Genomic DNA, 11675 nt, shown 5'->3' with positions numbered 1-11675 from the left:
GTAGGGATGGTGTGGATGGTGTGCGGACACGCGGCCGGCGGCATGGTCGGGCGGGGGCCGCCTCAGCGATGGGTTTCGGTGACATAACCGTAGTAGTCGCTGCGAAAATACGAATGGGTCAGCTCGACGGCCGCGCCGGAAGCGAGGTAGCTCACCCGGGTGATGTGCAGCATCGCGGCGTTGGCCGGCAGCGAGGTCAGGCGCGCCTGCGCGGCGCTGGCGTTCACTGCGCGGATGTGCTGCAGGGCGCGCACCGGATGGATGCCGCGCCCGTCGAAATAGTCGTAGAGCGAATCGCCGACCGCCTCCGGGTCCGGGATGTGGATGGCCGGGATGGTGGAGGTCTCGATCGCCATGACGATCTCGTCCGCCGTGCGCAGGCGCTTGAGCCGGACCACCGGCATGTTCGGCGACAGCCCCAGGGACAGCATTTCGAGCGGCGTGGCGGCGCCGGTCTCGCGCGCCAGCCAGATCGAGCCGGCCTTGGCGCCGCGCAGGCTGAGTTCCTCGGAAAAACTGGACAGCCGCGACAAGGGCTGCTCGAGCTTGGGCGTGATGTAGGTGCCCGAGCCACGGACCCGGGTCAGCACGCCCCGTTCGCACAGCAGGTCGGTTGCCTTGCGCGCGGTGACGCGGGAAATGTTGAGCATGCTGGACAGCATGCGTTCCGAGGGCAGGGCTTCGTTGGGGCGCCAGCGCCCGGTGCCGATCGCATTTGCCAGCTTGTTCGCCAGCTGGATGTACAGGGGCGTCACATCCGTCGGATCGGGTCGGAAGGCCTGCAATTCCTCGTCCATGCTACTGCCGGCCCAGGTGGTCGAGCGCCGGGGGCAGGGGCGCTCGCCAGGTGGGGGCAAGGACCGTGACCCTGGGCGCTGGCGTGTCGTCGCCACCGCCCTTCATGCCAACGAGGGATCCAATCATCATGAACTTTCTGCAATGAGGTAGAGAAACTATAGGGTGGACAGTACCGACTAGTCAATCGGTATTTAACTGGTATTGTAGATGTTTGTTGAGGATGGGATACGTTCCGTCAGCCGGCCGGCATCCATGCAACAAGGCGCCGGTCTCTAGGGGAGAGTGGCCTGTGGGGCGGATTTGGCCGATGCGGATGGTGGGAAGCTATCGGAGCAAGGGGCAGTCGATGGAGCTGGATTGCGCGACCAAATGACATCCCGATGTGAGTCCAAATACCCCTAGACGCGAATTTTCGTAAATTGGTAATAACCAGTGGCTTATATATTTATGTTTTGGTACCATAACTTCGCCGGTGCCTGATCCTTGGTGTTCGCGGCGTGCAAGCCTGCGCCGCCGGCGATTCCGTTTGAATGCTCACGGTGTCTCCCCTGTGAGTTCCCTCGTGGCGCTTCGCGGCGCCATGGGGGCTTTTTACGCATCCGGCAGGCGCCCCTGGATAGGGTTGCGGCATGCCGTATCTATTTTCCATGAGGGTAGCCATGAAGCGAGACGGAGCAGGTTCGGCAAGCGGTTCGACAAAGGAAGTGGTGGTGGCCATGCTGTTCGTCGGCATGCTGTTCTTCATCCTCGGGTTTGTCACCTGGCTCAACGGTTCCCTGATTCCCTATCTCAAGATCGTCTGCGACCTCAGCAATTTCCAGGCCCTGTTCGTTACCTTTGCCTTCTACATCGCCTATACCGTGATGGCCCTGCCTTCGGCCGCGGTGCTGGACCGGGTCGGCTACAAGCACGGCATGACGCTGGGCCTGGGCATCATGGCGCTCGGCGCCTTGCTGTTCATCCCGGCTGCCCGCAGCGCCGCCTATCCCTTGTTCCTGCTGGCCCTGTTTACACTGGCCTCCGGCGCCACGCTGATGCAGACCGCGGTCAACCCTTACCTCGTGTGCATCGGCTCGCGCGAGAGCGCAGCCATGCGCATCAGCATCATGGGACTGTTCAACAAGGGCGCCGGCATCGTCGTGCCGCTCGTGTTCGCTTCGCTGATGCTGTCCGGTGTCGGCGATGTGTCGGACACCGCGCTCGAGAGCATGAGCCTGGCGCAGAAGGACGCCCTGCGGGCCGAACTGGCAACGCGCCTGGTGCTTCCCTACCTGGCCATGGCGGCCGGCCTGCTGGCCATCATGGTGATCGTCCACTTCTCGACGCTGCGCGAGATCGCGCCCGAAAAGGATGCGGACGAGGTCACGGTGCGCCGCTTCGGTGTGCTGCAGTTCCCCCAGCTCGTGCTGGGCGCCCTTGCCCTGTTCGCCTACGTCGGCGTGGAAGTGATCGCAGGCGACACCATCGGCCTCTACGGCCAGCACCTGAACGTGAAGGAGTTCGGCGTGCTGACGTCCTACACCATGGGCTTCATGGCGCTCGGTTACCTGGTCGGGATCGTGGCGATTCCGCGCCTGCTGGCGCAAAAGACGGCCCTGATGCTGTCGGCCCTGCTCGGCTTGCTGTTTACCGGCGGCGTCCTGTTCGGCTCACCGAGCGATACGGCGCTTGCGCGCATCCTGCTGGGATGGGCCGGCGTGCCGCCGGTGCCGGAGTCCGTGATGTACCTGGCCTTGCTCGGCCTGGCCAATGCGCTGGTGTGGCCGGCGATCTGGCCCCTGGCCCTGGAGGGGCTGGGAAAATACACGGCGGCCGGATCGGCCCTGCTCGTGATGGGCGTGGCCGGAGGCGCCTTGCTGCCCATCGCCTACGGCCATTTTTCGGATGCGCTGGATCCGCAATCCGCCTATCTGGTCATGCTGCCGTGCTATGCCCTGATCCTGTTTTACGCGAGCAAGGGCCACACGTTGCGGAGCTGGACGCGGACGGCTGCTCCGGTGCGGCCCGGCTCATCGACCGTGGAGTAGCAATTCAACCCGGCAGTCAAGGTGCTCATCTCACTGCTGGGCATCTGCTGGGCTCCTCGTGGATGTCTACTGATGTGGTCTTGAAAACGTCCGGGTATGCACAACATGCAGAAGTGATCACGTTTTCGATGAGGAGCACCAGCATGAGCCCATCCGACACCCAGAAACTGCATGATTTCCTCGCCCAGCTCATCCAGGCCCGCGGCATCCAGAAAGACCCCGAGGCCGACGCGCTCATCCAGCGCGCGGTTGCCCAGCAACCCGATGCGGCCTACCTGCTCGTGCAGCGCGTGCTCCTGATGGAGCAGGCCCTCGACAGCGCTCGGGCCCAGATCGCCACGCTGGAAAGCCAGCTGCTCCCGCAACAACACGACAAGCGCGGCGGATTCCTCGATCCCTATTCCTGGAGCAACCGCAGGCAGGTCAGCCACCCGCACTCCCACCACATGCACTACCAGCACGCCATGCCGGGTTCGATGGGCTTCGGACGTGGCATGGGCGGCTTGCTGCGTGGCGGAGGAGGGGGCGGATTGCTCGGCTCGATCGCGGCCACTGCTGCCGGCGTGGCGGCGGGCAGCTTCCTGTTCCACGGCCTCGACAATATGTTCCATGACCACGACGGCCACGGCGGCGCCCACTTGCTGGGCGGTGAAAACCTGACGGGAAGCGCTGAGCTGTCGGGCAGTGCGCTGGCCGACCAGGCCGGCCTGGGCGACATCGGCAGCGGCGACAGCCTGCTGGGGGAGGAGAGTGGCCTGGACGGCAACGGCGGCTTCTTCGACGGCGACGGTTCGGACGACGGCCTGTTCGGCTGATTCTCTACCGGGAAAGCATCACATCTGCTGGAACAGGTGCCCGTGGTTGCGGCTCACTTCCAGCTCGCCAGGGAAGTTGCGCAGCTTGATCATCTGCCGGCCGCGCATGTCGCGGAAGACTTCGGCGATCGTATCCACCCGCACCAAGGTCGAGCGGTGGATGCGCCAGAACTCGTCCGGGTCCAGCTCGTCCGCCAGTTCCTTGAGCGTCTTGCGGATCAGGAGCTGGGCGGTGGCGGTCTGCACGCAGGTGTACTTGTCGTCCGCCTGGAAGAACAGCACCTCGCGGGTGCTGACCATGCGCAGGCTGCCGCCGACCTGGGCCTGGATCCAGCGCAGGTAGTTCGGCTTCGGGGCGGCGCCGCCCTTGAGCAGGGCGCCCAGCTCGGCGAGCTGCGCGCCGATGTCCTGCGGCGCGCGTGTCAGGCGCGCGCGCAGGCGTTCGCAGCTCGTCTGCAGCCGCGCCGGCGTCACCGGCTTGAGCAGGTAGTCGATCGCGCCCTGTTCGAAGGCGTCGAGCGCGTACTGGTCGTAGGCGGTGGCGAACACGATGTGGCAGCGGTCGTAGAGCTGGCGCGCCGCGTCGATGCCGCCCATGCCGGGCATGCGGATGTCGAGGAAGGCGATGTCGGGCTTGTGCAGCGCGGCCAGCTCCAGCGCCTCGGCGCCGTTGGCGGCTTCGGCCACGATGCGCAGCTCGGGCCAGGCCTCCGCCAGGCGCATGCGCAACTGGTCGCGCATCGGCGCCTCGTCGTCGGCGATCAGGGCGGTCGGCATACCTTGACTCATCAGTCGAACTCCGTCATCCGGTAAGGCAGGCGGATCGATGCGCACGCCCCGCCGCTTGCAGGCATTTCGATCACCAGTTCGGCATCCTTCCCGTACAGCAGGGCCAGGCGCTCGCGGATGTTGGCCAGGCCCACGCCTTCGTCGGCATGGACGTCGATGCCGACGCCGTCGTCGCACACGTCCACGTGCAGCGTGGCGACGTCGACGTGGGCGCGCACGGTGATGGTGCCGCCGCTGACCTTCGGCTCCAGCCCATGCTTGATCGAATTCTCGATCAGGGTCTGCAGCATCATCGGCGGGAAGGGCGCGCTGCCGAGGAAGTCGGGCACCTCGAAGCGTACCGCAAGGCGCTCCTTCATGCGCGCCTGCATGATGGCCAGGTAGGCGCGCGACAGTTCGACCTGCTTGCCGAGCGTGCCGCCGCCGCCCGACCGCATCTGCGGCAGCGAGGAGCGCAGGTATTCGATCAGGTGCGCATGCACGCGCGCCGCTTCCTTCGGGTCGGTTTCGATCAGCTGGCCGATCAGGGCCAGCGTGTTGAACAGGAAGTGCGGCTCCACCTGGGCCTGCAGCGTGGCCATCTGCGCTTCCATCAGGCGGCGCTCGAGGGTGGCCACGTTGGCCTTGTCGGCCGCTTCGTGGGCGGTGAGTTCGGCGCGCCGCTTGCCGCCGGCCAGCACCTTGACGCCGAACGAGATCAGGATGAACCACACGGCCGGTTCGGTGAGCTGGAACGAGATGCCGAAGATGAAGACCAGGAACCAGGTCACGTACAGCTTGCGCCACTCGACCAGGGCCAGCCAGTCGAAGAAGCTCCACCACAGGGTGCTCGCTTCGCTGACTGCTTCGCGCACGAAGTCGAGTGCACGGTTGATCGGAGCGGCGGTCATGGCTTACTCCACGATCTGGGCAGGGCGGCGGCCGAACAGGGCCGCGGCGGCGAGTTTCAGGAGCAGGAAAGCGACGAACAGGGTAAGCGCGAGCGGTACGATGCTCAGCACCAGGGCCAGGCCGATCGAGACCGCCAGCAGCGAGGGCCACGACAGGGATGCCAGGGTGCGCGCGCCCGAGCGCAGGGCACGGTTGGCCTGGCGGGCGATGTCTTTCATGTCGGTCATGAACGAATCAAAGCGGGAGGGTTTCATGTGTCGTCCTTCGGTTGAGTTGATGGCGCTACTGTAGGCCCTGGATGGGCAGCGCGCCATGCCGATCCGACGAACGGTCGAATTCCCGGGTTTGGCGGCAGCGAGGACGGATAAGCGGGCAGCCAGCTATCCCCCTAGGGAGAGCTGGCGCGCCTTCGATGCCCTCAGGCCCGGCCGCGCGCGTCCCAGTAGCTGCGCAGCAGCCCGTAGTTGATCGTGTCGGCCATCTCGCCATGCACGAACCAGCGTTCGGGCATGTAGCCTTCCTTGCGAAAGCCCAGCCGTTCCAGCACCGCGCCCGATGCTGCATTGCGCGGGTCGATGTCGGCCTCGACCCGGTTCAGGCGCAGCTCGTGGAAGCCGTAGTCGAGGGCCGCCTCCAGCGCTTCGGTCGCATAGCCCTTGCCCCAGTGGACACTGCCGAGCGCATAGCCCAGTTCGCAGCGGCGGTTCTGCGGGAAGAAGTGGTGCAGGTTGACGGTGCCGATCATGGCGCCGGTCTCGGCCAGCTCGATCCCGAAGCGCACTTCCGATTGCGCGCGGTAGGCATCGAGCGCACGCGCGATGGCGCTTTCCGCGAAGGCGAGCGAGGTCCACGGCTCCGCGCTCCAGTAGCGCACCACGGCAGGGTCGGAGAAAACGTCGAACAGGTCCGGCGCATCCGCCATCGTCAAGGGACGCAAGGTGAGGCGGTTGGTCGTGAGGATGGGCGTGGGATAGCTGGACATGGCGCAAATGATAACACCGCCGGCGCCCTGGCCGCCTACCTCAGCCGGCAGAGGCCAGCGCCCGCACAACCAGGTCGCCGATCAGGCGTTCGGCATCCTCGAAGTCGCCCGCGCCCAGTTCAGGCTTGTCCAGCACCAGTGTCATCTGGGCGGCGAAGTCGGCGTACGACTGCGTCATGGCCCACAGCGCGAACAACAGGTGGGTGGCGTCGACACGGGCGATGCGGCCGTCCGCCATCCAGCGCTCGAACACCGCGATATCGCGGCGCAGCAGGGGCACCACGCGCGCGCGGATCTGCTCGCCGTAGAACTTGGCGCCGCCGATGACTTCCATCGCATACACGCGCGAGGCCCAGGGCTGCTCGCGCGAGAAACGCAGCTTGGCGGCGACGTAGGCGCGCAGTACGTCGGCCGGCTCGCCCTGTGCCTCGGCCAGGTGGGCCATGCGTTCGAGCCAGTCGTCGAGGACCTCGTCGAGCACGCGTTCGTACAGGCTGGGCTTGGTGGGAAAGTAGTAGAGCAGGTTCTGCTTCGAGATGCCGGCCCGTTCGGCGACGGCGGCGATGCTCGTGCCTTCGAAGCCGCATTCGGCGAACAGGCGGGTCGCGGCGGCGAGGATCGCGCCTTCCACCCTGTCGCGCCGTCTGGCGCTCGCGGAAGCGTTGTCGGTGACATGGATGTCCATAGGGTCCTCAGCGCCGGTTGGGCAAAAAAGTGCGCAGGAAGTCGAGCAGTTGCGGATTGGCCGCGTAGGCGGCATTGAAGCGGAACCAGATGCTGCCAGGTGCGCGCTGCGTGAAGAATTCGGCCGGCGCCAGCAGGATGCCGGCCTTGAGGGCGGCGTCGGCAATGCTGCGGCTATTGCGCGCCGCCGTGGGCCGCAGCTGCTCGGCCGTCCAGCCGGCGCTGACGAACATGCCGCCGCGCGGATGCGCCAGCGGGCGCATCCCCACTTCGCGCAACGCATCCAGGGTGCGCTCGCGCGCATCGCCCAGCTGGGCGGCCAGGCGCTCGACCATGCGGCGGTAGCCGCGCGTGCCGGTCGCATGGAATACGGCGCGCTCGTTGATCTCCGAGGTGGTGAGGCCGGCCACCATCTTCACGCGCAGCAGTTCCGGCGCCAGCGAGCGCGAGGCGCACAGCGAGCCGACCCGCAGCACCGGCGACAGGGTCTTGGAAAAGCTGCCGACCCGGATCACGCGGCGCAGGCCGTCCATGGCCGCCAGGGAGGCGTCGCCGGGCTGCGCCAGTTCGCGGTAGATATCGTCTTCCACCAGCCAGAAATCGAACTGCTCGGCCAGCCCCAGCAGGCGGTGCGCCTGGGCTTGCGACAGCGAGGTGCCGAGGGGATTCTGCAGCACCGTGTTGACGAACATGAGCTTGGGACGCAGCAGCGCCGCCTGGCGCGCCAGCTCTTCCATGTCCAGCCCGGCTTCAAGGCGCGCGATGCCCACCGGGATGCAGCCGTGGTGGCGCACCAGCGCCAGCAGGTTGCTGTAGCCGGGGTCTTCGACCAGCACCACGTCGCCGGGCCGGGTGAGGGTGCGCAGCACCAGGTCGAAGGCGTGGGTGGCGCCGTTGGTGAGCAGCACCTGGTCGGGTTCGACGGCAAACAGTTCGCTCGACAGGGTGCTGGCGAGGTGCTGCCGCAAGGCCGGAAAGCCAAGCGGATGACCGTAGCCGCGCAGGCGGCCGGCCGGGATCTTCATCGCATGGCGTACGGCATCGAGGATGGTGCTTTCGCCATACCACTCGGGCGGCAGCCAGCCGGCGCCGACCGGCAGGGCTTCGCCCTGGCCGCTGTACAAATCGGGAGCGAGGGCGTCGATCTCGGATTGCAGGCCGGGAGGTGGCGCTTCGGGCGCGCACTGCGTCTGGGGCAAGCTGCGCGTCACGTAAAAACCGGCGCCGCGCCGCGAAGACAGCAGCCCCAGCTGGTGCAGGCGCTCGTAGGCTTCCACCACGGTGAATGTGCTGACGCCATTGCACTTTGCGAATTGTCTAACCGATGGCATTTTCGTACCGGCAGCGAGCTGGCGCTCGTTTACCATCGCCGAGATAGTCCCGACGATCTGGTCGACCAGGCTGCCGCGCCGGTTCCGATCGATGGCGAGCAGGGGCCAGGCCGCAGCTGCTGCCATACTGGTCGCCGACCGCAAGCTTTCACAAGGAATGACTTCTGTTAACACAGCTTCTTCCATTGTCACCACTCCACGCACGGGGTTGAACACTGTACAGGTCAGCTGGCCTGTACGGTTGGCCGGTTTTGCCCTCGGTGTATCTGTGCCGGTGTTGCCTTGCTGACTATTATTGATCAATATTTTGCCAAATGGTAAAAATTTCGCCTTTAAGGCGGGGAGAGACGCATGAACGAGTCCAGGCCCAAGTCGATGTCGTCGTTTTGGATGCCCTTCACGAATAACCGCGACTTCAAGGCCAGTCCACGCCTGCTGGTCTCAGCCGAAGGGATGTATTACAAGGATGTCGACGGCAAGCGCGTGCTCGACGGCGCCGCCGGCCTCTGGTGCGTGCCCTGCGGCCATGCCCAGCCGCGCATCACGCAGGCGGTCAGCGAGATGGTCGGCCAGCTCGACTTCGCACCTACCTTCCAGATGGGGCACCCGGCCGCCTTCGACCTGGCCGAAGAACTGATGGAATACACGGGCCACAAGTTCGGCCACGTGTTCTACACCAACTCGGGCTCCGAGGCGGTGGACACCGCCCTGAAGATCGCGCTGGCCTACCACAAGGCGCGCGGCGAGGGCGGGCGCACGCGCCTGATCGGCCGCGAGCGCGGCTACCACGGTGTCGGTTTCGGCGGCCTGTCGGTGGGCGGCATCGGCAACAACCGCAAGAGCTTCGGTCCGCTGCTGCCGGGCGTGGACCACCTGCCGCACACGCACAACCTGCTCAAGAATGCTTTCTCGCGCGGCGAACCGGACTTCGGCGCGGAACTGGCCGACGAGCTGGAACGCCTGGTGACGCTGCACGATGCCTCCACCATCGCGGCCGTCATCATCGAGCCGGTGTCCGGTTCCACCGGCGTGCTGGTGCCGCCCAAGGGCTACCTGAAGCGCCTGCGCGAGATTTGCGACAGGCACGGCATCCTCCTGATCTTCGACGAGGTCATCACCGGTTTCGGCCGCCTGTGCACGCCCTTTGCCAGTGACTATTTCGGCGTCGAACCGGACATGATGACCACGGCCAAGGGCCTGACCAATGGCGTGGTGCCGATGGGCGCCGTGTTCTCGAAGCGCTTCATCCACGACACCTTCATGGAAGCGCCGGCCGGCATCGAGCTGTTCCACGGCTACACCTACTCGGGCCACCCGCTGGCCTGCGCCGCCGCACTGGCCACGCTCGCCGTATTCCGCGAACAGGGCGTCATCGAGAATGCGGCCTCGGTCCAGCCTTATTTCGAGGACGCGCTGCATGCGCTGCGCGGCCTGCCGCACGTGATCGACCTGCGCTCGATCGGCCTGGTGGCCGGCATCGAGCTCGAACCCATTCCAGGTGCGCCAGGCGCACGCGCCTACAGCGTCTTCAAGAAAGCCTTTGCGGACGGCATCCTGATCCGCGTGACGGGCGACATCATTGCGCTGTCGCCGCCGCTGGTGTTGAACAAGCAGCACATCGACGAGCTGTTCGGCAAGCTGGCCAACATTCTCAAGAACCTGGACTAAGGATGGAAACCGAGTCATGACCATCATTTCGCACTTCATCAACGGCCGGGAAACGCACGCGGAAGGCATGCGCCAGGGCGACGTCTACAACCCGGCGCGCGGCGAGCCCTGCGCGCGGGTCGCGCTGGCCGAGCCGCGCGATGTGGACGCGGCGGTGTGCGCCGCCCTTGGCGCCTTCCCGGCCTGGGCCGCCACGCCGCCGCTGGCGCGCGCGCGCGTCCTGTTCAGGTACCTGCAGCTGTGCCAGCAGCATCTGGATGACTTCGCCGCCATGGTGGTGCGCGAACACGGCAAGACCTTCGCCGATGCACAAGGCGAAGTCGCGCGCGGCATCGAGGTAGTGGAATTCGCGGTCGGCATTCCACACATGCTCAAGGGCGAGTTCACCGACCAGATCGCCCGCGGCATCGATGCCTGGTCGATGCGCCAGCCGCTCGGCGTGGTGGCCGGCATCACGCCCTTCAATTTCCCGGTGATGGTGCCGATGTGGATGTTCCCGGTCGCGATCGCGTGCGGCAATACCTTCGTGCTGAAGCCATCCGAACGCGATCCGTCGCCGTCGCTGCTGCATGCCCGGCTGCTGAAGGAAGCCGGCCTGCCGGACGGCGTGTTCAACGTGGTCCAGGGCGACAAGGTGGCGGTCGATGCCCTGCTTGACCACCCCGACGTGCAGGCCATCAGTTTCGTGGGCTCGACCCCGATCGCCGAATACATCTACGCCCGCGGCGCGAGCAAGGGAAAGCGCGTGCAGGCCCTGGGCGGCGCCAAGAACCACATGGTGGTGATGCCGGACGCCGACATGGACATGGCGGTCGATGCGCTCATCGGCGCGGCCTATGGCTCGGCGGGCGAACGCTGCATGGCGATCTCGGTGGCGGTGGCGATCGGCGACGCGGGCGACCGGCTGGTGGCCGCACTGGCCGAACGTACCAGGCAACTGAAGGTCGGCGACGGCATGGCCGAGGGCGCCGAGATGGGTCCGGTCGTCAGCGCGGCCGCCAAGGAACGCATCGAAGGCCTGATCGGCCAGGGCGTGGAGCAGGGCGCGACCCTCGTGGTCGACGGCCGCGGCTACCGCGTGGACGGCTGCCCGAACGGCTTTTTTGTCGGCGGCACCCTGTTCGACCACGTCACGCCCGACATGACGATCTACCGGGAAGAGATCTTCGGCCCGGTGCTGTGCGTGGTGCGCCTGCCCGACGTGGGGCGCGCGGTGGAACTCATCAACGCCAACGAGTACGGCAACGGCGTGGCCATCTTTACCCGCGACGGCGGCGTGGCGCGCGAGTTCGTGCGCCAGATCGAGGCCGGCATGGTCGGCGTGAACGTGCCGCTGCCGGTGCCGATGGCCTTCAACAGCTTCGGCGGCTGGAAGCGCAGCCTGTTCGGCGACCACCATGCCTATGGTCCGGAAGGCGTGCGCTTCTACACCCGCCACAAGGCGGTGATGGAGCGCTGGCCCAGCGCCGCCAGCGGCGGGCCGGAATTCGCTTTCCCGCAGATGAAGTAGCAATAGCACCTCGATGCGTAGGGTGGTCGGCTTTGCCGACCGCGCGTTCAGGAGGCTGCCGATCTGCCGCTACGCTGTTCAGCAAAGAGTTGAACGCGCGGTCGGCAAGCCGGCTGCGCGCCCCCGACCGCCCTAAAAAAATGCATTTCTCTACGCCGGGCATTGTCGACTACAAGAAGA

The 11675-nt window shown here is 66.2% G+C and carries 12 protein-coding genes; 4 read left to right on the top strand and 8 right to left on the bottom strand.

Annotation, left to right across the window (positions count from 1 at the left end; all coding sequences use genetic code 11):
• Positions 1–62: 62 nt before the first annotated feature.
• Complete coding sequence (locus AC56KL_RS19760; protein ID WP_497181878.1) at positions 63–797, bottom strand: GntR family transcriptional regulator; 735 nt, start codon at positions 795–797, stop codon at positions 63–65.
• A gap of 1 nt (position 798) precedes the next feature.
• The gene (locus AC56KL_RS19755) at positions 799–927 is read right to left on the bottom strand and encodes a hypothetical protein (protein WP_497181877.1); all 129 of its coding nucleotides are present in this window, start codon (positions 925–927) and stop codon (positions 799–801) included.
• A gap of 530 nt (positions 928–1457) precedes the next feature.
• Here AC56KL_RS19755 and AC56KL_RS19750 point away from each other — a divergent pair.
• Together AC56KL_RS19750 and AC56KL_RS19745 are read left to right on the top strand one after the other, a co-directional pair.
• Positions 1458–2825 (top strand): sugar MFS transporter, encoded by a 1368-nt coding sequence (locus AC56KL_RS19750; RefSeq protein WP_497181876.1) that lies wholly within the window; start codon positions 1458–1460, stop codon positions 2823–2825.
• Positions 2826–2968: 143 nt separating this feature from the next.
• Entirely contained in the window at positions 2969–3640 is a 672-nt protein-coding gene (locus tag AC56KL_RS19745) for a DUF2076 domain-containing protein (RefSeq protein ID WP_497181875.1), read from the top strand.
• An 18-nt stretch (positions 3641–3658) separates the two neighbouring features.
• Here AC56KL_RS19745 and AC56KL_RS19740 read toward each other — a convergent pair whose 3' ends face one another.
• From AC56KL_RS19740 to AC56KL_RS19715, 6 genes are all read right to left on the bottom strand, one after another.
• Entirely contained in the window at positions 3659–4429 is a 771-nt protein-coding gene (locus AC56KL_RS19740) for a LytR/AlgR family response regulator transcription factor (protein ID WP_497181874.1), read from the bottom strand.
• Entirely contained in the window at positions 4429–5319 is an 891-nt protein-coding gene (locus AC56KL_RS19735; protein WP_497181873.1) for a sensor histidine kinase, read from the bottom strand. Before AC56KL_RS19735 ends, AC56KL_RS19740 begins: the two co-directional genes overlap by 1 nt.
• 3 nt (positions 5320–5322) lie before the next feature.
• Positions 5323–5574: a hypothetical protein gene (locus AC56KL_RS19730; RefSeq protein WP_497181872.1), complete on the bottom strand. Its 252-nt coding sequence runs from the start codon at positions 5572–5574 to the stop codon at positions 5323–5325.
• Positions 5575–5738: 164 nt separating this feature from the next.
• Positions 5739–6302, bottom strand: coding sequence for a GNAT family N-acetyltransferase (locus tag AC56KL_RS19725; protein ID WP_497181871.1), 564 nt, complete (start codon positions 6300–6302; stop codon positions 5739–5741).
• A 40-nt stretch (positions 6303–6342) separates the two neighbouring features.
• Positions 6343–6987: a TetR/AcrR family transcriptional regulator gene (locus AC56KL_RS19720; RefSeq protein WP_497181870.1), complete on the bottom strand. Its 645-nt coding sequence runs from the start codon at positions 6985–6987 to the stop codon at positions 6343–6345.
• Positions 6988–6994: 7 nt separating this feature from the next.
• Complete coding sequence (locus AC56KL_RS19715; protein WP_497181869.1) at positions 6995–8443, bottom strand: aminotransferase-like domain-containing protein; 1449 nt, start codon at positions 8441–8443, stop codon at positions 6995–6997.
• A 225-nt stretch (positions 8444–8668) separates the two neighbouring features.
• On the opposite strand from AC56KL_RS19715, the gene aptA reads away from it, so the two are divergent.
• Positions 8669–9985 carry an omega-aminotransferase AptA gene (aptA, locus tag AC56KL_RS19710; RefSeq protein WP_497181868.1) on the top strand — a complete coding sequence of 439 codons (1317 nt, stop codon included), beginning with the start codon at positions 8669–8671 and terminating at the stop codon, positions 9983–9985.
• Positions 9986–10001: 16 nt separating this feature from the next.
• On the top strand, positions 10002–11495 hold the full coding sequence (locus AC56KL_RS19705) for a CoA-acylating methylmalonate-semialdehyde dehydrogenase (RefSeq protein ID WP_497181867.1): 1494 nt from the start codon (positions 10002–10004) through the stop codon (positions 11493–11495).
• Positions 11496–11675: the final 180 nt, after the last annotated feature.

It is taken from the genome of Telluria sp. ZB4P34, from assembly GCF_059686055.1.
The sequence above is the reverse complement of the archived record's forward strand: the minus strand, read 5'-3'. Positions and strand labels throughout refer to the sequence as shown.

Bases quoted from the DNA above. Each gene is read 5' to 3' on its own strand.
- AC56KL_RS19760 (WP_497181878.1), bottom strand. From the start codon at position 797: ATGGACGAGGAATTGCAGGCCTTCCGACCCGATCCGACGGATGTGACG.
- AC56KL_RS19755 (WP_497181877.1), bottom strand. From the start codon at position 927: ATGATGATTGGATCCCTCGTTGGCATGAAGGGCGGTGGCGACGACACG.
- AC56KL_RS19750 (WP_497181876.1), top strand. From the start codon at position 1,458: ATGAAGCGAGACGGAGCAGGTTCGGCAAGCGGTTCGACAAAGGAAGTG.
- AC56KL_RS19745 (WP_497181875.1), top strand. From the start codon at position 2,969: ATGAGCCCATCCGACACCCAGAAACTGCATGATTTCCTCGCCCAGCTC.
- AC56KL_RS19740 (WP_497181874.1), bottom strand. From the start codon at position 4,429: ATGAGTCAAGGTATGCCGACCGCCCTGATCGCCGACGACGAGGCGCCG.
- AC56KL_RS19735 (WP_497181873.1), bottom strand. From the start codon at position 5,319: ATGACCGCCGCTCCGATCAACCGTGCACTCGACTTCGTGCGCGAAGCA.
- AC56KL_RS19730 (WP_497181872.1), bottom strand. From the start codon at position 5,574: ATGAAACCCTCCCGCTTTGATTCGTTCATGACCGACATGAAAGACATC.
- AC56KL_RS19725 (WP_497181871.1), bottom strand. From the start codon at position 6,302: ATGTCCAGCTATCCCACGCCCATCCTCACGACCAACCGCCTCACCTTG.
- AC56KL_RS19720 (WP_497181870.1), bottom strand. From the start codon at position 6,987: ATGGACATCCATGTCACCGACAACGCTTCCGCGAGCGCCAGACGGCGC.
- AC56KL_RS19715 (WP_497181869.1), bottom strand. From the start codon at position 8,443: ATGGCAGCAGCTGCGGCCTGGCCCCTGCTCGCCATCGATCGGAACCGG.
- aptA (WP_497181868.1), top strand. From the start codon at position 8,669: ATGAACGAGTCCAGGCCCAAGTCGATGTCGTCGTTTTGGATGCCCTTC.
- AC56KL_RS19705 (WP_497181867.1), top strand. From the start codon at position 10,002: ATGACCATCATTTCGCACTTCATCAACGGCCGGGAAACGCACGCGGAA.